The 23,594-nt window shown below is 62.2% G+C and carries 18 protein-coding genes; 8 read left to right on the forward strand and 10 right to left on the reverse strand.

The genetic code is table 11. The features are described from left to right. Positions 1–9 precede the first annotated feature (9 nt). The 5 genes from F4Y38_12170 to F4Y38_12190 are packed head-to-tail and all read right to left on the reverse strand — an operon-like array spanning position 10 to position 9,033. The gene (locus F4Y38_12170) at positions 10–1,044 is read right to left on the reverse strand and encodes a methyltransferase domain-containing protein (protein ID MXY50037.1); all 1,035 of its coding nucleotides are present in this window, start codon (positions 1,042–1,044) and stop codon (positions 10–12) included. A gap of 38 nt (positions 1,045–1,082) precedes the next feature. Then, positions 1,083–3,110, reverse strand: coding sequence for a cytochrome P450 (locus tag F4Y38_12175; protein ID MXY50038.1), 2,028 nt, complete (start codon positions 3,108–3,110; stop codon positions 1,083–1,085). Then, positions 3,110–6,286, reverse strand: a complete 3,177-nt coding sequence (locus F4Y38_12180) for an efflux RND transporter permease subunit (protein MXY50039.1) — start codon at positions 6,284–6,286, stop codon at positions 3,110–3,112. Before F4Y38_12180 ends, F4Y38_12175 begins: the two co-directional genes overlap by 1 nt. Continuing rightward, complete coding sequence (locus tag F4Y38_12185; GenBank protein MXY50040.1) at positions 6,283–7,497, reverse strand: efflux RND transporter periplasmic adaptor subunit; 1,215 nt, start codon at positions 7,495–7,497, stop codon at positions 6,283–6,285. Before F4Y38_12185 ends, F4Y38_12180 begins: the two co-directional genes overlap by 4 nt. A gap of 6 nt (positions 7,498–7,503) precedes the next feature. Further along, entirely contained in the window at positions 7,504–9,033 is a 1,530-nt protein-coding gene (locus F4Y38_12190) for an efflux transporter outer membrane subunit (protein ID MXY50041.1), read from the reverse strand. A 294-nt stretch (positions 9,034–9,327) separates the two neighbouring features. Between F4Y38_12190 and F4Y38_12195 the strand changes: the two genes are divergently transcribed. From F4Y38_12195 to F4Y38_12210, 4 genes are read left to right on the forward strand one after another with little or no spacing between them, the layout of a single operon-like run. Beyond that, entirely contained in the window at positions 9,328–11,094 is a 1,767-nt protein-coding gene (locus F4Y38_12195) for an ABC transporter ATP-binding protein (GenBank protein ID MXY50042.1), read from the forward strand. Positions 11,095–11,136: 42 nt separating this feature from the next. Further along, the gene (locus F4Y38_12200; protein MXY50043.1) at positions 11,137–11,892 is read left to right on the forward strand and encodes an energy-coupling factor transporter transmembrane protein EcfT; all 756 of its coding nucleotides are present in this window, start codon (positions 11,137–11,139) and stop codon (positions 11,890–11,892) included. 53 nt (positions 11,893–11,945) lie between these two features. Further along, entirely contained in the window at positions 11,946–13,064 is a 1,119-nt protein-coding gene (locus F4Y38_12205) for a Gfo/Idh/MocA family oxidoreductase (protein MXY50044.1), read from the forward strand. Positions 13,065–13,091: 27 nt separating this feature from the next. Then, positions 13,092–14,783, forward strand: a complete 1,692-nt coding sequence (locus F4Y38_12210; protein ID MXY50045.1) for an NAD(P)/FAD-dependent oxidoreductase — start codon at positions 13,092–13,094, stop codon at positions 14,781–14,783. Here F4Y38_12210 and F4Y38_12215 read toward each other — a convergent pair. Both F4Y38_12215 and apaG read right to left on the reverse strand, forming a co-directional pair. Then, a complete protein-coding gene (locus F4Y38_12215; GenBank protein MXY50046.1) occupies positions 14,777–16,204 on the reverse strand; it encodes a proline--tRNA ligase in 1,428 nt (475 codons plus the stop codon). The genes F4Y38_12210 and F4Y38_12215 overlap by 7 nt on opposite strands. Then, a complete protein-coding gene (gene apaG / locus F4Y38_12220) occupies positions 16,189–16,608 on the reverse strand; it encodes a Co2+/Mg2+ efflux protein ApaG (GenBank protein ID MXY50047.1) in 420 nt (139 codons plus the stop codon). The genes F4Y38_12215 and apaG overlap by 16 nt, the downstream gene beginning before the upstream one ends. A 195-nt stretch (positions 16,609–16,803) precedes the next feature. On the opposite strand from apaG, the gene F4Y38_12225 reads away from it, so the two are divergent. Both F4Y38_12225 and F4Y38_12230 read left to right on the forward strand, forming a co-directional pair. After that, complete coding sequence (locus tag F4Y38_12225) at positions 16,804–17,925, forward strand: citrate synthase (protein ID MXY50048.1); 1,122 nt, start codon at positions 16,804–16,806, stop codon at positions 17,923–17,925. A gap of 116 nt (positions 17,926–18,041) precedes the next feature. Beyond that, positions 18,042–18,629: a hypothetical protein gene (locus F4Y38_12230; protein MXY50049.1), complete on the forward strand. Its 588-nt coding sequence runs from the start codon at positions 18,042–18,044 to the stop codon at positions 18,627–18,629. Between the two features lie 14 nt (positions 18,630–18,643). Here F4Y38_12230 and F4Y38_12235 read toward each other — a convergent pair whose 3' ends face one another. Both F4Y38_12235 and F4Y38_12240 read right to left on the reverse strand, forming a co-directional pair. Continuing rightward, the gene (locus F4Y38_12235) at positions 18,644–18,886 is read right to left on the reverse strand and encodes a hypothetical protein (protein MXY50050.1); all 243 of its coding nucleotides are present in this window, start codon (positions 18,884–18,886) and stop codon (positions 18,644–18,646) included. Positions 18,887–19,009: 123 nt separating this feature from the next. Further along, on the reverse strand, positions 19,010–19,846 hold the full coding sequence (locus F4Y38_12240; GenBank protein ID MXY50051.1) for an N-acetylmuramoyl-L-alanine amidase: 837 nt from the start codon (positions 19,844–19,846) through the stop codon (positions 19,010–19,012). A gap of 286 nt (positions 19,847–20,132) precedes the next feature. Between F4Y38_12240 and F4Y38_12245 the strand changes: the two genes are divergently transcribed. Further along, entirely contained in the window at positions 20,133–21,116 is a 984-nt protein-coding gene (locus tag F4Y38_12245) for a hypothetical protein (protein MXY50052.1), read from the forward strand. On the opposite strand, the gene F4Y38_12250 is transcribed toward F4Y38_12245, so the two are convergent. Next, complete coding sequence (locus tag F4Y38_12250; GenBank protein MXY50053.1) at positions 21,113–22,129, reverse strand: hypothetical protein; 1,017 nt, start codon at positions 22,127–22,129, stop codon at positions 21,113–21,115. The two genes, F4Y38_12245 and F4Y38_12250, sit on opposite strands and share 4 nt — an antisense overlap. On the opposite strand from F4Y38_12250, the gene F4Y38_12255 reads away from it, so the two are divergent. Then, the gene (locus tag F4Y38_12255; GenBank protein MXY50054.1) at positions 22,055–23,554 is read left to right on the forward strand and encodes a glycoside hydrolase family 32 protein; all 1,500 of its coding nucleotides are present in this window, start codon (positions 22,055–22,057) and stop codon (positions 23,552–23,554) included. The genes F4Y38_12250 and F4Y38_12255 overlap by 75 nt on opposite strands. The last annotated feature ends 40 nt before the right edge of the window (positions 23,555–23,594 follow it).

A 23,594-nucleotide genomic window follows, 5' to 3' on the forward strand; every position in this document is an offset into this window, starting at 1 on the left:
CAGTCGAATCTAAAGAGGTTTACGAGCCAGGAAACAATACAGCGGGGTAAAGATACCCGTCTTGCCGCCCGAGACATAAGCGTCCGCGGTGCGATCAAGAAGCCGGACGACTTCCGATGAACCCTTGGGGAGCAGACGCAACACTTCGGCCATCTTCGATCCTGCGATGATGGCTTTACGGCCCCATGGAAGCCTGCGCAGCATGTTCCCCAACATGCCGCGACTACTCTCCATGGAACGGTACCAGGGCGTGGATGGTCCTTTCCGGTTGTCGCGGTCCATCCCTTCGATGACGTGGAATCCCGCCGCTTCAAGTGCGCGATTAACTTCCCCGAACGTCGCGATGTCGTTCAGTGCAATGCCTCGCTTTAGGTTCTGCTCAATGACACGGTGTCCGGCGTCTTCCGGATCGAACTTGTCGGTCAGGCACATTTCCTGACCCCAGAACAGCGCTCCTGGTTTGAGTACTCGGAATATCTCCTCGAACGCGCGTACCTTGTCAGGCGCGTGGCACGTCGACTCGATGGCATAGCCCCTGTCGAACGTCTCATCTTCGAAGGCGCCCATATCCATAAAGCTGCACGCCTCGTAATCGACCATGTGATCGAGCCCCGCTTCCGCGTTCAACTTTCTTGCCTTTTCCAGTTGGACTTCACTGATGTTGATACCGACGACCTTGACACCGGCCTCACGGACGACGCGGCGCATTGGGCCGCCGATTCCGCAACCAACGTCCACCACCGTCATACCCGGTTTCATGTCCAGCTTCGAGATCATCAACCGCTGATGACGTGCTATGGATTCTTCCAGACTCTCATCGGGTGTGAGTGGTACGAAATGCAGGGATTCGTTCCAACCCCATACCATGAACCCGCTGCAAAGGTCATAGTACTCTTTCACCGTTGCCGCGTGGTCGTACCCGCTTGCGCCATCGGCTTGCGGAGCCGCCCGCGCGATCCAGCCATCGAAGTGCCGGACACGACCCTTGACGCCCGTTCCCTGGTACGCCTCCCGTAATTCTCTGGACAGTTTACCCAGTTGCAATGCTTAGGCCTCTCCTCTGGTGTTTCGTCTTCACGGCTTCAGACCTGTAGCTCGCGTCTCTGCTCGGAGATGACGAACTTCAGCTTCTTGCTCGGTTTCAAAGACGGAAACGGATTGAACCGCAGTTTATAGTTCGCGGGCGACATTTCGATCCTGAAGTAGTGCGTCAGCATCAGCAAGTTGACGGCCAGTTGCAGTTCCATCCAACGGGTGCCGAGACACATGTGCGTGCCCAGGCCGTACGGCGCGTACCCGGGGCTGCGATGTTCATTGCGCGACGGCAGGTAGCGGTCGATGTCGAAGGTGTACGGGTCGGGAAAGACATCGCTCATGTAATGCGTGGCAGTCGGCGCGATATGGAGTCGTTCTCCCAGGGGCAGTTCGTAACCCTCGAACACAAACGTATTCATTACATTTCGAATCGACATGGGAACGATCGGGTACATGCGCATGCACTCCATGAGAAAGCGGTGCGTGACGTCCATCGCGGATGGTGTGAAGGCCTCGACATCCGGATCGCCATTCGCGAATATGGCGTCGGCTTCATTTCGTATTTTCTCATAGAGCGCGGGCCGCGACGCCATGGCGTATACGACCAGGCTGAACGTATCGCCAAGGTACACGCTGGCAATCAAAGCAGCGGAAAAGGCGAACCGAAGGTTGGACTCCGGCAGGAACTGCGGGTCGCTCGCGTGCAGGCTGAGGTAGTCGTCCACCAGGTCCCGTGGACATTCGGCCCGCTGGGCAGGGGTATGGACCTTCTCGATTCGTTCCATCAGGGTATCCAGGGTTTTCGCCCGTCGTTTCATACCCGGTGTGTTCAGCATGAATTTGGGCAGAATCCTGGCGACATGCACGCTGAGCGCCCTTTCCTTGAACTTCATCAGATCGTCCATGACGTCCTGAGTATCGACGCCGATGAACAGGGGCGAGAGTTGTGCGTTGATCATCCGACGGCACATGGTCGTAGCGGAATAGGATTCTCCGACGTTCCAGCTTGCCATGTAACTCCGCGCCTGGTCGTAGAGCTTTTCCAACTGCCCGCCCAGTCTGCCGCGGGAATACGCCGGCGACAGGTTCTTGCGCAGCCGGAAGTGATCGGCGCCGTCCAGTGAGGGCAACAGGCCGGACGCGCCGTAGACCTTCTCAAACTCGCTGAAGTAGTCCCTGGCTCTCAGATACATGCGCCCGTGTTTATGCACCCAGCGGTTTGCCTCGAGGCCGGCCAGGAAGGTCATGGGTTGGGCGAACGGAGGATGGACCTTGAACACCGGGCCGTACTCCTGCGCAAGGTTCCCGAAGAGCGCGTTGAGGTTGCCGTCCCGAATATGCCGGTTCAGCAGCAGCTTGCTCAGCGAAACCGTCGGAATCTTCTTGACGAAAGCGGGACGGCGAAGCGTCGGACCGGCGAGATTGTGCGAGACCGCTTCGGTTATGGACCGACCGATCAGATCCATCTGGCAGATGGCCTGAATGCGCGCCTCCGTTTCTTCGTCAAGCTGGAACATGAACCGGAAAACATCGCACGTGTTGATGAGGCTTATAACGATTACGTCCCTCGGGTCCGGGATCTCGTTCATGAAGATCGCCCGGCTGATCCGCGTCCTTACGAATTGACTCGCCGTACTGGTCTCGACGTCGCTGTACAACTCCATCTTCCAGTCGGTGCGGGCCAGCGTCCAGAACTCGCCGTCGTGGTGCTCCAGGATACTCATTTCGACCAGGCGGTCCAGCACCGAATCGATGATCGTCTCCGCGCGAGGCGCGAGATGTTCGATCCAGTACCGGGTGTTATGCCGGTTCGTATCGCTCGCGATTTCATCCAGAATGGGGTCGATCGAAGGGTTGCCCGTTTTCGTGGCGTCGAGCAGGAACAGGGATTCCATGTCCGTGTCGATGCGGGATCTGAGTGAAAGCTCTGCAAGCACGGCGCCGACCACGGCGCAGTTCAGGTCCCATCCGGGTACCTGGTGGAAGTAGCCGGTCTCCTCGTTGAGGAGCATCAGGATGAGTTCCTGGGTCAAAGTGAGAGGCTGGGGTTTCACGCCCCTTTTAGTATCAGTCATTATATTTGCCCTCCCGTCATCAGACGCAGATGAATGGTGGAAAGCGCGGGAACGATCATCATGAGAATGGCCGTGACGAAGATAATGCCGCAACCAAGCGATGCGGCAAAAGGAATCAGGAACTGCGCTTGAATGGCGGTTTCCAGAATCAGCGGTGTGAATCCGAGAAACGTCGTCAGGGAAGTGAGCATAATCGGACGAAAACGGCCCTTTGCGCCCTCTATGATCGCAGTCTGTACCGGGTTGCCTTCCTTAAGTTTCTGATCGATGAAATCAATCATGACCAGGGAATCGTTCACGACCACGCCGCTAAGGCCGAAGATACCCAGAAAGGACACGGCGCTCAGTGCTACCCCGAGGACCCAGTGGCCCAGGATCACTCCGATGAATCCGAAAGGGATAACCGCCATGATAATGAACGGTTTGGTATAGGATCGCAAGGGGATGGCGAGCAGTGCGAAAATCATGATCAGCGCGATCGCGAACCCGCGGTACAGCGCATCCAGGGAATCGAGCTGCTGCTGTTGTTCACCTCCGAACGTGTAGGTCAGATCCGGGTACACGGCGGTCAATGCGGCGAGGATCGAACCCTCCAGGATGCTGTTGGCCTGGTCGCCGGAGATCACCGCGGCGTCCACGTCCGCGGAGACCGTGACGACGCGCTGACCATCCTTCCGCCGAACGGACGGCGGCGAAACGCCCGGTTTCAGCGTGGCCACGCTGACGACCGGGACCTCGGCCCCACCCGGTGTGCGGACCAGGTACCTTTCGATATCGGTGATGGAACTCCGCGCATCGGCGGGCAGACGCACGTAGACGCGGACCTCTTCCCGGCCGCGCTGGACCCGGACGGCATCCGCGCCAAAAAACGCCGCGCGCGTTTGTCCGGCCAACGCCTCCAGCGTCAGATCCAGGGTACGCGCTTCCGGCCGTAGTTCAAGCTGCATTTCCGGAATGCCAGGGGTGTGATCCGACCGGATGTCGTGGACGCCCGCCACTTCACGAAGACCGTCGACCACGGCGTTCGCAATCCGGGCGAGGATCTCCGGATCCGGATGCGACAGTAAGGCCTCGACCGGGTTGCCCAGGTCAAAGACCGCGCCACTGAAGGTGAGGCCACGCACGTAGGGAAGCACCCCCACCTCTTCCCGCCATGCCTGCACGACTTCTCCGGATGAGATCTGCCTTTGCTGCGCACTCAGGAGTTTGAATTCAATGGTAGCGATGTTGGCCTGGGGATTGAGGGTAGGGGTCGGATTAAGCCCGCCTTCGCGTCTCGATCCCATACCGACGGTCACCGTTACGCCGCTCAGCAGCGGTGGCGCATCCTCGGGCCGGCCACTAGAAAGCCGTTCCATGACCCGATGACCCGCGGCCTCCAGTTCCCGTGCCACCTCGTATGTCCTCGGGGCGGTCGTCCCATCAGGCATCTCCAGGACGACCGTCGCGAAGTCCCCCTCGATGTCAGCGGCCAGCGTAGTGGGTACGATGCCCGCCGGCAACAGCGAGATACTGAGCACGAGCATGCCCACGGCGCCTCCCATCGTGATCGCGGGTTGATCCGTCGCGAACCGCAGTGCTCGGTCCAACGGGCCCTGCACGAACCGGTTCAGCAACCCGTCTACCCGGCCCTGGATTCGTGTGAAGAAACGTTCGAATGCATTTACCGGCACCCAATCCGGACCCTTCAAATGGGACAGGTGGTTGGGTAACACCAGCAGCGATTCGACCAGGGAGACCAATAGCATGGCGATGATGATGACCGGCAGTGCCCGCCATACGTCACCGATGCCGCCGGGGATGAACAGCAGCGGGACGAAAGCGACGACCGAAGTGAGGACCGCGAAAGTCAACGGCACCTTTATCCGTCGTACACCACGGATCGCGGCTGTAACGCCGGGCGTTCCCCGACTGCGTTCGTATTGAATGTGCTCGGCTACGACGATGGCGTCGTCGACGACGATCCCTATGGCGAGTACGAAGGAAAACAGGCTGATTTCGTTGATCGACACACCGAACGCATTCATGACGGCCAACGCGCCTATACCCGAAACGGCGAGGCCGACGGCGACCCATACCGCAAGCCGGATCTGGAGAAACAGGCTGAGCGCGATCAACACCAGCAACAGCCCCAGGATGCCATTCTTGATCAGGAGATCGGCGCGTTCCTCATAGACCTGGGATTCGTCATTCCACATGGTGACGGCCACGCCGTCCGGCAATGCCGGGATCACCTCGTTTTCCAGATGATCCCGGACAGTTGTTGCGACGTCCATCACCTGTTCGCCATCAGCCCGGAACACCTCGACGAATACCGCGGGATGGTTCTGATGCCGGACGATAAGGTCGGATTCCTGAAAACCGTCGTGGACCTCGGCGATATCTCCGAGACGAACGACGGTTCCGTCACTCCTGCTGAGCAGGACGATATCTTCGAAATCCTGCTGGTCGTAGTTCTGTCCGAGGGTCCGGATTCGTACCTGGGATTCCCGGGTATCGATACTGCCGGCAGACAGGTTCAAGGAACTGCGACGGATGGTACCGGCGACGTCGGTGAGGGTCAGTCCAAGGGCGCCCAGCCGATGAAGCGGTACCTCGACGGAGATTTCGTATTTGCGAACGCCGCTGACGTCGACTTGGGACACGGACGGAAGTGCCGCGAGCTCGTCCTCGATCTGATACGCCAATTCCTTCAGCGAGCGTTCGGACACGTCGCCGTAGACGATGAGCCGCATCAAGCTCATGCGGTTGTCCATCTCCCGGAAACTGGGACGATCGGCGCCGGCCGGGAAAGACTGAATGCGATTGACCGCTGACTCGATATCGTTCAACGCCTGCGCCATGTCCGTACCGGAATCCATTTGAACCCGCACGGACGCTATTCCCGGGGCCGCCACGGACTTGACCGCCTTCACGTCATCCAGTCCGCTGACCTGATCCTCGATCTTGACGACGATCGACTCCTCGATCTCCTCCGGCGTGGCGCCTGGATAGGCCATCGACACTTCAATGTGATAGAAGGGCGTGGTGGGCCAAGCTTCCCGGTCGAGGCCGGTCAGCGAAACCAAGCCCGCGGCTACGATGGCCCACATCAACAGATTGGCGGCCACGCTGTTGCCCGCCATGTAGGCGATCGGACCGGACGCTTCTTTATGATTGCCGTTATCCATGCTCATGGGGTCTGGCCGGTCTCAGTCTGGACGCGCATGCCTTCCGTCGTAAACCGGATCCCGCCGGTGACGGCGGCCTGGCCGTCTTCGAGATCACCCGTCACATACGCTCTATCGCCGTTACGCTGCAGTACCTGCACCGGAACGATATGCACTGCGCCGGCATCACGCACGATCCAGATCTCGTTGCCTGATTGCAGCGCCGCTCGCGGAACCAGATAATAATCATCCCGCTCAAGACCGTTGATTTCCACCTCGACGTATTTACCAACCAGCAGGGGGGGACTGCCGCCAGGACGAGCCGTGCCGTCCAAGGGCTGCCCCGATCGAAAGGGATCCGGTACGCGTACGATCACGTCGATGGTGCGCGTTTGCCGGTCTAGGTATGGCTCGCTTCGGTCCACGTAACCGGTCCAGGCATAGGATCCTTCACCGAAACGGGCCACCACGCGCGCACCGATGCTCCGGTTCCCGTCGCCCGCCGAAAGCGACCACAACCCAGGTATTAATGCGGCATCGGAATCGGATAGCGGCACGACGACTTCCACGGCATCGGCGGCGAAAACGCTTGCGACCGGCTGGCCGGCGGCAACGATCTGCCCCACATCCACGGATTCTTCCTGTACGAAGCCGTCGAAGGGTGCGGTTACGTGGGTTCTGGACAGGGCGAGATTGGCCTCGGCGAGTCGGGCTTCATCGCGATCCAGTGCGGCTCGGGCCGCCTTCAGCTGCGGATCCCTCAACGCGAGTGGATTTGCGTTGTCGTCCGAAGACGCATTCCCTTTGCGCGCGGTGTAGAGATCGTGCTGCGCACGGGCAATCGACGCCTGTTCCTCCTCCCGCAGCAAGGCCAGTTGACTGGCCGCGAGACTGGCCTCCGCTTCCCGCACCCGGTACCGGTAGTCGACCTCCTCGATGCGGAAGAGCGTATCCCCCGCCGCGATCCGGCCGCCACTCAGGAACCCCGGGTCTACCCACGCGATTCTGCCGCCTACCTGCGTAACGACATCGATCTCCGCGCTCGGTCTGACCGTGCCGGAACCGAACACCGGAACGGGTCCGGATCCCGCGGTGACCAGGCCGGTCTGAACGAAGGGAATCTGGGGCGGTTGTTCGGTGCGCTTCGGCTCCGGGGCCAGCGAAATCAACAGGGCGGCCAATGCCAGGGAAACGCCGAGTATGCCGCCGGCAACGAGAAAACTGGTTAAACGCGACATGGCTAATCACTCCGTTGGAGGACGGGCAGGGAGACGCCCGTCCGGCTGGGTCTGCCGCAGCATGAGGCGCTCACTGTCGTTGGCGGTCCAGGTGCCGCCCAGTGCACGATGCAGGGCGAGACGGGCGTAACCCAGGTCACGTTCCGCCGCCGCAAGCATGGACTGCGCGGCCAATCGGGACTGTTCCGCCGCCAGGAACGATTCGTAAGCACCCACACCCGATACGTATCTCTGCTCCTGCAGTGCCGATTCGGACCGGGATTCATCGGAGATGGCGGCCAGCAGCGCATGTCTGCGGCGGCTGGCGTCGAGTCCCACCAGGGCCGATTCGACTTCGTTTACCGCGGTGACCACGGAGCGTCCGTAAGCGGCCGCGGCCACGTTCAGCCGTGCCTCCGCGATTGCTATATTGTTCCGGATCCGGGAGCCTTGGAATACGGGACCCAGCAGGTTCGCGGTGAGGTTCCTGAACCACTGATTGGGGTCGAACCATTCGCTCGATTCGGTGCTCTGCAGGCCGATCGCGCCCTGCAGAGACAACCTCGGCAGCAGGTCGGCGCGCCGAGCGCCGACGGAAAACCGCGCCGCCTCCACCCGCTGCAATGCCGCGAGCACATCGGGCCGCTGGACCATGAGATCGGCCGGAATGCCCGCGGGGACGGGGTCGAGTGAAGGCGAAGGACCGGCGGAATCGGACAGCGTATGTGCCAGGTCGGCCCGGAAGCCGCCCATGAGTATCCAAAGGCGCCCCTCGGCGTCCGCACGCAGCGCTTCGATCTGCGGCAGTTCAGCCTGGGCTTCGCGCAGTCTGCGCCTCGCCGCATGGAGATCCCCTAATTCGATCAGTCCCCGCTCGTACCGGGACTCGGCAAGCGATTCCTGTTGTTGCAGGACGGCCACGATCTCGCCGGCCAGCCCCTGTTGCCGGCGCAGACTGGAAATCTCCAGATAGGTACGGACGGTCTCGGCCAGCACCCCCATGCGCGCACTGAGATAGTCCGCCTCGGTGGCCGCCAGTTCGGCCTCGGCGGATCGCGTATCGTTGCCGTTGCGGCCCCAGAAATCGAGTTCGTAGGCGAATTCCATGCTTAGAGTATAGGTGGTGAGTCCCAGACGGTCGGGAATCTCCACGCCCGCCGCGCTCAGGGCTTCCGGATCCAGACCGACTTCCTCCAGCTGCGCGCCGATGCCCGCGTTCGTAGGACCGTCGAATTCGTTCACGCTCACCGAAGGCTGAAGCAGGGGAAACGCCGAAGCCCGCGCGACGCCTGCCCGGCTCCGGGCCTGCTGTACCCGGGCGACCGCTCCGGCCAGGTCGAAATTCGAAGAGAGCACCTCCTCGACTACCCGGTCGAGTACCGGATCTTCAAATGACTTCCACCACGCCAGGGGCCTGTATGCACCCGAATCCGCCACGCCGGCGGCAAACGCGCCGGGCGTCTCCGGTACCGATTCGAGCACCGGAAAGTTTCGGTTCGGCGCCAGGGAACAGGCCGAGAGGAGCAAGATGGAGGCGAGAACGGAACAACGCACCATGTCGATTCCATGCCCGGGGCCGTGATCGACTGCCTGGGGCCACGATCGACTGTCCGGCCCCTGCGATGACAACCCGCATGCGATATTCAAATAAGTCTGAAAGATTCTGGATGCCTTGTTAACTTACTATATTGAAGCGATTTAACAAGGGTAAAGGTTCCATCGCGCTATCGCCAAAGGCGCTTCGATGATGCAGGCGATACGAGGAACGGCCTGCCGTCGAATCCATGCCGTTATTGACAAACACCCGAACATCCGCTAACATCCCGCGGTTTCCAATCACGGCCATACACGGTGCAATCCCTCCATGAATCAAGTCTCTTGAACCAGCCGATCCTCACGCTCAGCGACCTCGCGTTCACCTACCGGGACGCTGCGAAGCCCGCGCTCGATCAGATCGACTACCGTCATCGCCGCGGCGAGTTCACAGTGATCGTCGGCGAGACCGGCGCGGGGAAATCCACCCTGTGCCGCTGCCTGAACGGGCTGATACCCTCCTTTACAAAGGGCAGGCTCGACGGAAGCCTGCAGGTAGCCGGCCACCGGGAATCCGAACGTCCGCAGGTCTACGAACTGGCGCGGATCGTCGGCCTGGTCTTCCAGGACTTCGAGGCGCAGCTGTTCTCCACCAACGTGGAACTGGAGACGGCTTTCGCGCTCGAGAACTTCGCCGTGGAACGCGATCAGATGAAAACCCGCGTCGAACGGGCGCTGAACCGGGTCGGCCTGTCGGGTTTCGAACAGCGGGACCCCGCCAGCCTGTCGGGGGGCGAGAAGCAGCGGCTGGCCATCGCCTCGGTGCTCGCGGGCAGTCCCTCGGTGGTGGTCATGGACGAACCGACGACCGACCTGGATCCCGTCGGCAAGCGAGACATCTTCAAGCTCGCCCAGATCCTGCGGAACGAGATTGAGGGCATCATCCTGGTGGAGCACGAGACCGAACACGTCCTGAGCGCGGACCGGATCCTGTTGATGCACGAGGGTCGTATCGTCCAGGAGGGGCCGCCCGGCGAGATCCTGGCCGATCCCCGGAACGTGGAACGGCATGGCGTCCGGCCGCTCCAGACCACGGTGCTGTTGTCCGAATTGGGCCTGGAGACCGATGCGCTGACCATACAGGACGCGGTGGCCCGAATCCGTTCGGCCGGATGGCGCGTCGGGGAGTCTGCCCGGGAAAGCCTGGAAGACGCGCGCCGGAGCGAACCGCCGGGTGAACCGCCGGGTGAACCGCCCTGTGAATCTCCGGGTGAGTCGCGCCAGTCTGTCGTGCACATAGAAAACCTGGTCTACAGGTACGGCGAAGCACCGCCGGCCGTGGACGGGGTCAGCCTGGACATCTCGGCCGGCGAATTTGTTGCACTGGTCGGGCAGAACGGCTGCGGAAAGACGACACTCGCCAAGCATCTCAACGGACTGCACGCCCCGACGGAGGGCGAGGTCCGGGTCCTGGACAAGTCCACCACCGACTGGACCCTGCCCGAACTGGGACGGCGCGTCGGATACGTATTCCAGAATCCGGACCATCAGATCTTCGCCAATACCGTGCGGGACGAAGTCGCCTTCGGCGCCCTGAACTACGGGTTCTCCGAAGAAAAGGTCGTCGAGAAAGTGGACGCGGCCCTGGCCGAGACCGGCCTGTCCGGCCGGGATTTCGAGGACCCCTTCAACCTGACCCGGGGAGAAAGACAGCAGCTGGCCGTGGCGTCGGTGCTGGCCACGGACCCCGAGATCCTCGTCCTGGATGAACCGACCACCGGGCTGGACTATCACGGCCAGGTCGCCATACTGAACCTGGTCCGGCGGCTCAACGAATCGGGCCGTACCGTGGTCATGATCACCCATTCCATGTGGGTCGTCGCCGAATACGCCGACCGCTGCGTCATCATGTCGGGCGGGCGCGTCGTCCAGGACGGAGACGTGCGGTCGTGTTTCAGCAATCCCGAATTGCTGGAATCGCTGTACCTGGAAGCGCCCGAGGCCGTCCGTCTCGGTTATGAATTCGGACTCGTGGCACGTTCCGTCAAAGAGATTGCCGGCTGCCTGGAACGCGTGGAGGAATAGTACCCGGCCGCACAGGCACAGGGCCTGCGGACCGGACCGCCCATGGTGCTCTACATACCCTCGGATTCCCTGTTGCATCGGCTCCATCCCTCGACGAAGATCGTGGGACTGGCCCTGTTGCTGATCCTCACGGTGGCCTTCCAGTCACCCTGGTACCAGTTGGTAATCCTGTCGGGTGTCCTGTTGCTGGCCCGTTCGGCCGGCGCGTTCAGAAACCTACGCCGGATCCTGCCGCTCATGATCACCGTGCTCCTGTTCAGCGTCGTGTCATGGTCGCTGTTCAGACGCGTCGGCGATCCGTTCTGGTCCTTCGGACTGTTCACGCTCTCGACGGAGTCCATACGGTTCGGGTTCGCCATGGGATTCAGGCTAGAGGCAATGCTCGTTTCCGGCATGGTCTTCGTTTCATGCACGAAAGTGGAAGAATTCGCCTACGGGCTCCGGGCTATCGGGCTGCCCTTCGCCGTCAGTTTCGCGCTCTCCCTTGCCTTTCGGCTCGTTCCCCTGTTTTTTACGCGTATCGGCACGGTCGTCCAGGCCCAGCAGGCACGGGGCCTCGATCTCAAGCGCGGGAACGTATTGCAGCGGGCCCGCAAGTACGTGCCGCTGCTGGTGCCCATATTCGTGTACGCGATCAGGGATACCGACCTGCTTTCCATGGCCCTGGAATCCAAGGGTTTCGGCATGCGGGGCAGGAGAACGGAGTACCTTGCTTTCCCCTTCGTCTGGCGCGATTACGCCATACTGGGGTTGCTGCTGGTCCTGAATATCGCGGGCTGGATGATGGCGGCTCCGTGAGCGATCCACCGGGAGAGGCTTCCGGAATAGCGCCGATACCTCAGGAGCATCGAATGGACCGACGATACAGGGCGGGGGTCATCGGACGCACCGGCCGGGGCAACTACGGCCATGGCCTGGACACGGTGTACCTCGAAATGGATGACGTGGACATCATCGCCGTGGCCGACGACGATCCGGACGGTCTGCGGGAAGCGGGCCGGCGGCTCGGCGTGCGGAACCTGTATACGGATTACCGGGAGATGCTGCGCAACGAGTGGTTCGATATCGTCAGCATCTGTCCCCGCTGGCTCGACCAGCACGCCGCAATGACCCTGGCCGTCGCGGAAGCGGGCGCGTGTATATTCCTCGAAAAGCCCATGGCCCGCACGCTGTCCGAGGCCGACGCCATGATCGAAGCCTGCGAGAAGGCCGGAGTGATGATGGGCATCGCCCACCAGGGCCGCATGCACGCGGCCGCGTGGCGTGCCCGTCAACTGCTCGCCGACGGCGCCATCGGGGATATCCTCCACGTCGGCATGAACGGCAAGGAGGATCATCGCGGAGGCGGCGAGGACCTCATGGTGCTGGGCACCCACCTTTTCGACATGCTCAGGTTCCTCCTGGGCAGAAACCCCGCCTGGGTGCAGGCGTCGGTGACCATGGCCGGCGGCCGGCCCGCGACCCTGGAAGACGCCGTGGAGGGTCCGGAGGAACTGGGCCTCATCGCGGGCGACGCCATCCACGCGATGTACGGTTTCGGCCACGGCGTGACGGCCACTTTCGAAACGCGCCGCAACCAGGCCCCTCACCCCCGGAGGTACGGGATGTGGGTGTATGGGTCGGAGGGCATCATGACCGTCCACGAATCTTCCCAGCAGATCAGGATCTACGAGTCCCCGGTCTGGCATCCGGACGACGACGCGTCGATTCGCGACGTTACCGCGGAAGCACTGGAACTTGAGCCTTCCGAGCAGCCTTCAATGAGCGCGCTTCAGGCGGCGGCCAACGCCGCCATCGTCCGCGACGTGTTCGAGGCGAGGCGGGACGGACGCAGGCCGGTGAACAGCGGATACGACGGGCGCTGGGCGCTGGAGATGATCCACGGCGTCTTTGCCGCCCACCTGGCGGAAAGCCGCATTGCCCTGCCGCTGGAAAACCGGGACCACCCGTTGTTGCCGAACCTGATTTAGGATGAAGAACGCCGTCGGATGACCGGCATGCGTACACGTACCGCCAGATCGGAGGCATCTTTGTCCGCAACATCTTTGTCCGCGACATCTTCATCAGCGGCGTCACCATCCGTGGCGGCTTCGTCCCCGGACGGGTCCTGCCGCGACCTGCTGGGCCGCATCGGCCTGCCCGAACCCGTGTCCTCGCTCGCGGGACGGGACTGGGACGCGGTCGTCGTGGGCGCCGGCCACAATGGCCTGGCCTGCGCGGCCTACCTCGCCCGTGCCGGGAAGCGGGTGCTGGTCCTGGAAGCCCGGGAACGCGTGGGTGGCGCCTGCACGCTCGAAGAGACCTGGCCGGGATACCGCGTGTCGCCCTGCGCCTACCTCGCCGGCCTGCTCCATCCCCTGGTGATCGAGGAATTGGATTTCGCACGCTACGGCTACCGATGGACGCCGGCCGAAGCGGGCATGTTCGTACCCTTCGAGGACGGGTCGAGCGTACAGTTGTGGGAGGACGACGACCGCTGCCTGGAGGAGATCCGCCGCCTGTCGCCCCGGGACGTGAGGGGTTTCGAGGCCATGTACGCGCCCATGCGGCGCATCCGGGAGGCCCTTCGTCCGCCGGGCAAGGAAGACATCTGGATCGGGCGGGCGCCGACCCGGGAACAGATCGAAGAACGTCTCAACGGCGACCGGGAGGCCATCGGTATGCTCTTCGAATGGTCCATGGTCGAATACGTCGAGCGGTACCTCGAAGACGAGCGGCTGCGGATGGCCCTGACCGGCCAGGGCGTGATCGGGACGAACGCCAGCCCCTGCGAGCCCGGGACCGCCTCCGTACACGTTTTCCACTCCACGGGCACCATGGGCGGCATGCCCGGCATGTGGGGGTACGTGCAGGGCGGCATGGGCATGGTGTCCTTCATGCTGTGCGATATTGCGCGCGACTCGGGCGCCGTGGTGGCCGCGGGCGTGCCCGTCGCCCGCATCGTGCCCGGAGAGGGCGTGGAGCTGGAGGGCGGCGAACGCGTCCGCGCGAAGGCGGTCGTATCGAACGCCGATCCCCGGGTCACGCTGCGACTCCTCGGCGACGCAGCCGACGGGGCGTGGAAGGACCGCGTGGAATCGGTGCCCCAAACCGGCGCGACCGTCAAGATCAACATGGCTCTCGCCGAATTGCCGGATTTCACCTGCCGGCCTGGGACGGACGAGGACCACCACCGGGGCCAGGTCAACATCCCCCTTACCGCACGGCAATGGCACGAATACCACGGCATGGCCGGAGAAGGCCGGTTGCCCCCGCGCCTCTGGGAGGAACTCTACTTCCACACCGCCCACGACCCGAGCGTGGCGCCGGCGGGCCGTCACACCATGAGCATCTTCGCCCAGTTCGTCCCCTACGACTTCGCCGAGGGTGACTGGGATTCCCGGAGGGAGGAGGTGGGGAGGCTGGCCCTGGCATCGCTCGGCCGCTTCTGCAGCAACATTCCCGACGCCGTCCTGCACATGGACGTCATGGGTCCGCCGGATATCGAGAAGAAGGTGGGACTGACCGGCGGCCATATCTTCCAGGGCGAGATCCTGCCTGCCTTCATGTGGGACAAGCGGCTCGAACCGCGGACGCCCATGCCCGGGGTCTACCTGTGCGGGGCTTGCACCCACCCGGGCGGCAGCGTGATTGCCGTCAACGGGCGCAACGCGGCGATGGAAGTGCTGGGGATGTACGGGGATCAGTAGGCCTGGGCGTAGACGACCTTTCGTTCCGACGTCCCCCCGCAATACGCGCAGGCGCCCGGATCGGCCTCCCAGTCCATGGGGACGCACCGGATCGTGTTCCGGGTTTCGTCTTTGACCGCGGCTTCGCACGCCGGATCGCCGCACCAGTGCGCGTGGATGAACCCCCCGTCGCCGTTCGCGGCCGACATGAAGGCTTCCCGGTCCCGGATCTCCCGGGAACGGGCTTCGCGGAAATCCAGGGCGCGCTGGAACATATCCTGCTGCACGGTCTCCAGCAGGTCCCCGATCCGCTTGCCCAGGGACTCGAGGGGAACGAAATCCTTTTCCCCCGTATCCCTGCGCACGACCACCGCCTGGCCGGACGCGATGTCCCGCGGGCCGAGTTCCACACGCAGCGGCACCCCCTTCGTTTCCCACTCGGTGAACTTCCAGCCCAGGCCGAACTGCTCGCGGTTGTCGACCTTCACCCGCACGCCTTCCAGCGACGCAACCAGCTTGTCGACGGCTTCCCGCACGACGGACTGTTCCTCGTCGGACTTCGCGATGGGAATGACGACGACCTGGTGAGGCGCCAGGCGGGGTGGCAGTACCAGCCCCCTGTCGTCGCCATGGGCCATGATGATGGCGCCGACGGTCCGGGTGCTCATGCCCCAGCTTGTCTGGTAGACGTGTTCGCGCGACCCGTCCCGCGTCTGGAAATCGATGTTGAAGGCCCGGGAGAAGTTCTGCCCCAGGTCGTGCGAAGTGCCCATCTGCAGGGCCTTGCCGTCCTTCATCATGCCCTCGATGGCGTAGGTCTGAAGCGCGCCGGGGAACTTTTCGGCGTCGGTTTTCGGACCGTACAGCACCGGAATCGCCATGTAGTCTTCCGCGAAGGTGCGGTAGATGTCCAGGATGCGCAAGGTTTCCTCCTCGGCCTCCGCCGCCGTGGCGTGGGCCGTGTGGCCCTCCTGCCAGAGGAATTCGGTCGTCCGCAGGAAGGCCCTCGGCCGCAGTTCCCATCGGAAGACGTTGGCCCACTGGTTGATGAGCAGCGGCAGGTCGCGATAGGACTGGATCCACCTGGCGTACATGTCCGCAATGATGGTCTCGGACGTCGGACGGACCATGAGGCTTTCTTCGAGCTTCTTGCCCCCGCCGTGCGTCACCACGGCGCATTCGGGCGAGAATCCCTCCACGTGCTCCGCTTCTTTCTGGAAGAAGCTGTCGGGGATCAACAACGGGAAATAGGCGTTTACGTGACCGGTATCCTTGAACATCCGGTCCAGCACCGCCACCATGTTCTCCCAAAGCGCGAAACCGTATGGCCGGATGACCATGCAGCCGCGGGTCGGCGCGTTGTCGGCCAGTTCGGCCTTCGCGATCACTTCATTGTACCAGGCCGAGAAATCCTCCGCCTGCGCGGTCAGTTTTTTTGCCATGACTCCACCTTTTCGTCCGAGGATATCGCGAGATAGAACCGGCCGATCTCCACTTCGAAGTGACGGCCGTCCGCGTCCTGCATTTCATATTCGCCTTCCATGGTGCCCCACTCCGTGTCCAGGGGGCAAAGGCTCTGGTATTCGTGGTTTTCTCCAGGCTCGAGTTCGGGCTGCAGTCCCACGACGCCCGGACCCCTGACTTCGCTGCGCTTGCCGTCGGCGTTGATGATGACCCAGTGGCGGTTGATCAATTTCACCCACCGCTCGCTGTCATTGGTGATGACGATGCGGTATGCGAACACGTACTGGTTCTGGCCGGGATCGGAATGATCGGGCAGATAGCCCGGGTATACCTGGACCCGTATGCCATGGGTGACCGTGTCGGAATTCAGCGGTGTCGGCATTGCATCGCTCCGTGGAAGCAGCCCGGAAAATCGAAGATGCATAAGATAAACGAGGGGGGTGGAATCGACAAATAAAAAACCTGTGGAAAGACCGACCCCGTCGGCAGAACCCGGGCCAAAAACACCTTGACACCCCGGGGCCGCATCTCTATTCTGTCCACGGCTTAAAACCGTATCGACCGGGGAAGAAACGGAATGGTCAAGCTAGGTCTGGAAGGTGTCGTAGCCGCGCAGTCGGCCATCTGTTTCATCGATGGCCTGAAGGGCAGAATGCTCTACCGGGGCCACGATATTCACGACCTGGCCGCCCACTCCAATTTCGAGGAAACCGCCTACCTGCTGTGGCACGGCGACCTGCCCGGACCGGTCCAACTCGCGGAACTCAACGAGCAACTCCTCGCCGGCAGGACGCTGCGAAACGAAGTCCTGGATCTGCTGCGGGCACTCCCGCGCCGCACGGCGCCCATGGATGTGCTCCGTTCGGCCGTGTCGTTCCTGTCCGCCTACGACCCGGATGCGGCGAACCACACCCGGGAAGCGAACCTGCGCAAAGCCGTCCGGCTGACCGCCCAGTTCGCGTCCGTAACCGCCGCCTGGCACCGTCTCTCGAACTGCGACGACCCCATCGCGCCGAATCCGGACCTGGGCCACGCCGCGAATTTCCTGTACATGCTGAACGGCGCGGTACCGGACGCCGAGCACGCGAAGGCCTTCGACATCGCCCTGATCCTGCACGCCGACCACGAACTGAACGCGTCCACCTTCGCCGCACGGGTCACCGCGGCCACGCTCTCGGACATGCACTCGGCGGTCACGTCGGCCGTCGGCACGCTCAAGGGACCGCTGCACGGCGGCGCCAACAAGGACGTCATGGACATGCTCAACGAGATCGGGGAGATCTCCCTGGCCGGGGACTACGTCAGGGAGAAATTGGCCGCCAGGGAGAAAATCCCCGGATTCGGCCACCGCGTCTACAAGACGGAAGACCCCCGGGCAACGCACCTGCGCCGCCTCTCGGAGGAACTGGGCAGGAAGGCGGGCGATCTGAAGTGGTATGAAATGTCCCGCGTGATCGAGCAAGCCATGATGGACCTGAAGGGTATCGCCTGCAACGTGGATTTCTATTCCGGATCGGTCTATGCCAGCATGGGGATTCCGGCGGGGTTGTTCACGCCCGTTTTCGCCTGCAGCCGGATCACCGGATGGACCGCCCATCTCCTCGAACAGTACGCCGACAACCGGATCATCCGCCCGTTGGGCGAATATACCGGGCCGACCGAAGCGCGGTACATACCCATGGACGCCCGCCCCGTCTGACTGCGGAACGCCCGCCTGACCACGGGCACCAGCCGCCTGACCACGGTACGCCCCGCGCAGGCGGTGAAGTCGAACGGACACCAGTGAATGTCTAGACCGGATCGGGGACAAGTATCATGATACAGGCCTTCCGTGCGTTGGTCTTCGCGGCATCGGTCAGTTTGGTCACGCTGCCTGCGTCCGGCCAGTTCAATTTCAACCTGGGCGGCGAAGTGGCCCGCCCCGCCGCGGGTCTTGCCGATCTGGTCGAAGAGGACTACGGTTACGGCGCCCATGCCGCCCTGACATACTGGTTCAGCTATCGCGTCCAGCTGGTCTGCTCGGGCGGCTACGTCACCTACGGCAGCGAGAAGATCAAGTCCCGTACCGAAGTGGAGGACCTTGTCGACCAGGGTCTCGACGCCATCGTCGACCGGATCGAGGGCAACTACTCCAGCATTCCGGTGACCGCCGGCCTGCGATTCTACCCGTTGGAACGTTTATTTGTGCAGGGCGCTGCAGGTGTGGTGTACAAGAGAACGCGGCAGATGGGTAACGCAAACGCAAATACGAAAGAGGGCTTCGTCACGGAAAGAGACCTGGTCGTGTCCCCCGGAATCGGAATGTTGCTCGGCCGTTTCAGCCTCCAGGCGCAGTACAATGTGTCCAGCGACGACTGGAAGTGGATGAGCCTGGGCGTGTCTATGATCTTCGGGAAGCTGTAGGTTGTCATTTAAATTTAGCGTGACAATAAGGTCTTTACGTCATGCCTGATTTCTCTTACATCGGCCTTCAATTCGGCAAAGGTTGCCATCGTAGTTTCTCGTAACGTTTCGATCTCTCTTACCAGGTTGTTCGTGGCCGTATCCAATTCACGTTTTTCGACCATCTTGCCCCTGAGGAAGAATATCCAACTGAATATCCAACCTAACACCGCTACCAAAATCACGGCCGCCGGCATCAAATAATCGACCATTGTCATATCCAATCCTCCTTACCTGAAGTTTAGGTCGTGCGCTTATGCTGATTTATCGATTAGTCGCGTTCCAAATTTGTATTCTCGACGTTTTTTGAACTGCGATGGATTTTACCATGCACCATGCAGTCAAGGCAGGTACCCGCCGCGGTATTTGTCGATCAGGCTCCAGAGGATGGCCGCGGTCTCCACATCAGGCACGCCGCCATAGTCCGAGGGGCGGAAATGCAATTGAAACGCGCGTACGGCGAAGCGCGTCTGGTGGTCTAGTTCGCCGGTTGGTTCGACCAGGTATCCGAGCCTGAGCAACGCGGTCTGCACTCTTTCGACCGCAGGTAGCTGGTCCTCGAATTGCGCCATGTAACGCAACCTGGTTTCCTCGTCATACCAGGCGCCTATGCCTTCGTCGTACAGCCGTCGCCAGGGGAAGAGGGGGCCCGGATCCGACCGGCGCCTGTGTGGGACCGCTATATCGGAGTGAGCGACGAAATCGAGCGGCCCAATGCGGGGGTGCCGTTGCTGAATGTCCCGAAGCAATTCGATCAACATCTCGATCTGCGCTTCACTGAAAGGCGGGAAATCACAGACGAGCGCGTCCGGACCGATATCCTCGACAGCTGACGTATCCGACACGCAACTGAACTCGTTTACGATCTCGATTCCGATGGATCGGGCGTTAAGCCCCGTATCCCCGGCCCAGTAGCTGACACCGGCGTGCCATGCCCTTCGGCTTTCCTTCACGAATTGATGCAGACGCAACCGGCGGTGACCGTAGGTAGGGTCGTTTTCATCGGGAATCAGGTAGTGTGCGCTGACCGGACGCCCGGTCCGGGTGGTGAGCAATCTTACCGATTCCGCGAAATTCGCCGAGGTGGCGTGAATCACCACGTAATCGACCCGGCTGTTCTGGTTCGTCGATTCCACAAAGATGACGTTCGAACAACCGGGGATACATATCGAGAGCATCCAAATCATACAAAACCGCGCAACACAGGTTATCTTCATGTCAGGTTCCGTTTGCAATAGAGGCAGCGGCGCTTTGTTTGTGAATGAAACATCGAATGCGAGTTAGCACATTGAAGGGCCTTGTTGCCGCGAAACATGCCCGGTGCGGATTTACAATGTAATGGATCCGTTGTAGAATCCAATCATGAAGCGGGTTCGGTTTATCTTAACACGAATCAATACGAGTATTTGAATGCGAACCGGTCCAATGGACTTGGTCGTCAAACGCCCCACGCCGGAGTACTGAATGAGCGCGTTCAGGGAAGCGAGAGACCGCGGCGGTCGCTACCTGCTTGGCCAGTTGCACGCGGACAGCGGTTTCGGCAACCCCGGTCTCGGCGTCACCGAATACTACAAGGTACCTGCCGCGTTACTCGTGTGCGGCCTGTCTCACGCGGCTAGCCGCCTGCTCAGGTGGATCAGGCTCAACGGGTTCCTCCCCGACGGCGACTTCGGTCCACGTTCCGCCAACGAACTCGACAGCTACTACTACACCTACCACAACGCCTGGGTCATCAAGGCGGCCCATCGCATGGGCGCCTTCGACCTGGCCCGGCGCGGCATGGACTTTCTCCTCGGGTTCCGCGACCCCGCCAGCGGCGGCTTCTACTCCCATCCGACGGCGCGGGGCAGCGGCACCGAACAGGATCTGTGGGTCGTGAGCGGCTGCGGTTGGTGCGCCGTATACACCGGCAGGCTGGACGTGGCCAGGGGCGTGGGCGCCTGGATGCGGCGCATGATGGAGGAACAGCCCGATTACCCGAAGGCGTTGTGGACGGTCTACAGCCGCGAACGCGGGCTGATCACCGAGGTGATGGACGGCGACGACTTCAGGTACGTGCTGACCCGGGACCAGTCGCGGGACCAGTCCTTCTACCATCCCGGCATCGCGGCGGGTTTCCTTTGCCGGCTGTACATGGCCACGGGCGAGGAGGAATGGCTGGACCTGGCGAAAACGTACATGCGATTCTGCGAGCACGTGGGGGACTACCACTTCAGACTGCTGCGTGCCGGCAAGGTCGGTTGGGCCGGCGCGATGCTCTACACGCTTACCGGGGAAGCGAAGTACCGCGACATGGCGGTCAGGGTCGGCAACAACCTGGTCGAAACCCAGCTGGAGAACGGGGCATGGGCCTGGCCGGAGATGGGCATTCCGGGCCCCCACAACGATATCACGGCCGAGATGGTCGTGTGGCTCGACGAGATCCACCAGGCGGCCGGCGAAGACTAGGCCGCGTCTACCGGATGCTCCCGTGCGACCACCACCCGCGTGCTGAGGTCTTCCGCGGATAACCGGCGGGTCGTCCCTGCCCGAATCAGTGCGATATCCCCCGTTTCGAGCGAAACTTCTCGTCCGCCCAGCGACAGTTGCACGGCCCCGCTCAGCACCATCCAGTGCTCGTTCCGGTTCAGCACGGCGTCATGCTGGTTGTCTTCCTGGGCGTTCACCTCTTCATATCGCTGCAGCCGCCATTCGGAGATGGGGCATCGCGGCCCGGGATCCCGTATGGGGCCGGTATTGACACTACCCGGTACGACGAAACCGGGCACAGTGGGCTCGGGGGGGCCATACTCCTCCTCGGTGAGGTGCAGCGGCCTGCCTGCCCGCTCCAGGCGCGTTACGATGGCGTTGTTCTCGTAGGACGTGAACATCTGGAACTGGTGCACGCAGCCCATGGGCGTATAGACCAGAGTATTGGGCGTGATCTCGTGCCTTACGCCGTCCAGCCTGACCTCTCCGAGGCCCGTGGTGAACAGCCAAAGCTCGTCGTTGTCGTGGTAATGGGGTTCGACACCGGTCCCGATGCCGCCGTCCGGATAGTGCCGGTAGCAGTTGAGGGCGGTCCAATCCGGGAATACGTCCTGCTCCCAGTAGGTCCGGTTCGAATTGAGCGAACGAATCGTGTACCGGGGGGTTTCAATGAACATGGTACCTCCACGATCGACGAAATGGCGGTGCCTCGTTTTCGCATGTAAATTACGCCCATGAGTATTTGGCAAATCAAGTACATCTTCACCGATTCCGCGAATAGCGCCCATTGAAGACCACTCGCCCAGACCGGTTCTGTCCGCGAATCGTGGCTCAGGCCATGCATCAACCCGCAAGAAGAAATCCCAGGCAGGCAACCCGGGAGCGCTAAAATGACCGACGACAACCGGATTGAACGGATGGAAACCCGTATACGGGAAGCCGGCGAGCTCGCTGCCTCCTATGCAAGCGACCCGCACCGGCCCGCCTACCATTTCACGCCGCCGGCGGCCTGGATGAACGACATCAACGGGGCCCTGTTCTGGAAGGGCCGCTATCACATCTTCTACCAGTACAATCCGCACGGCGCCTACTGGCATCTGATCCAGTGGGGCCATGCTTCCAGTACCGACCTGGTGCACTGGGTCCACCATCCCGTGGCGCTGAAACCGGATGCGGACGGACCGGACCGGAAAGGCTGTTTCAGCGGGGGCGCCCTGGTCAGCAAGGAAGGGGTTCCGGTACTGATCTACTACGGCAACCCCGACGGACTCTGTCTCGCCCGCAGCAGCGACGACCTGCTGATCGAATGGACGAAAGACCCGGGGAATCCGGTGATCCCCGAGCCGGAAGCGGAAAGCGACGATTTCGGCCGCTACACCATGCACGACCCCTGCGGGTGGCTGGCGAACGGCCAGTATTACGCCGCCGTCAACAACCGGGACCCTCAAGGCCGGGGGGACGCCGCGTTCCTGTTCAAATCGGAGGACCTGCGCACCTGGGCGTACGTCGACGTGTTCTACCAGTCGAGGCGGGCATGGACCGAAGGCGGCGAAGACTGCGCCGTGCCCGATTTCTTCCCCTTCGGCGACCGGCACATGCTGCTCTTCTGCAGCCATCTGCAGGGAAGCCAGTACTACATCGGTGAGGTGCGGGATGAACGGTTTATTCCCGAGATGCACGGGCGCATGAGCTGGGAAGGAGGACATCTCGGCGGTCCGAGGACGCTGCTGGATCCCAATGGACGGCGCGTATTCTTCGACTGGATCCGCGAACTGCGCGGAAACGATCGCGAGCGCGAATCCGGGTGGTCGGGCGCGATGACCGTTCCCCGCCTGTTGTCGCCGGGGCCCGGCGGTCACCTGCAGATCGATCCCGTGCCGGAGCTTGAAGCGCTGCGGCTGGATGCACGCCGCCATGGGTCCATCGAAGTACCCGCCGATTCCGAAGTGGCCGTCGATGGAATCGGTGGGGACTGCCTGGAACTGGACATCGAGATCGATCCCCGGGAGGCGCGGGAGGTCGGCGTGAAAGTGCGGCGCTCCCAGGGGGGCGAGGAGGAAACCGCGGTTTCCTGCGACGTGGCGGCGGGCGTCCTGCGCGTCGATGTCAGCCGGTCTTCCCTCGACCGCGAAGTTCGTTACACGCGGTACCGAAGTCTGCAGCCGCACCTGTCCGAGCGCGAGCAGTACGTCACCGCGCAGGAGGGGCCGTTCAAACTGGCACCGGGCGAACCGCTGTTTCTGCGCATCTTCCTGGACCGATCGATCCTCGAGGTCTTCGCCAACCGCCGGCAATGCGTGACCCAGCGCATCTATCCGACGCGAACCGACAGCACGGGCATCAGTCTGTTCGCACGCGGAGGCGCGGCCCGGTTCAAATCGCTGATGGCCTGGAACCTGGCGCCGACGCGCTTGTGACGGATTCGCCGAAGAAGTCCTCGGGGCTCACCCCTTCCCC

Source organism: Gemmatimonadota bacterium (genome assembly GCA_009838645.1).
Classification (GTDB): Bacteria; JAAXHH01; JAAXHH01; order JAAXHH01; family JAAXHH01; genus JAAXHH01.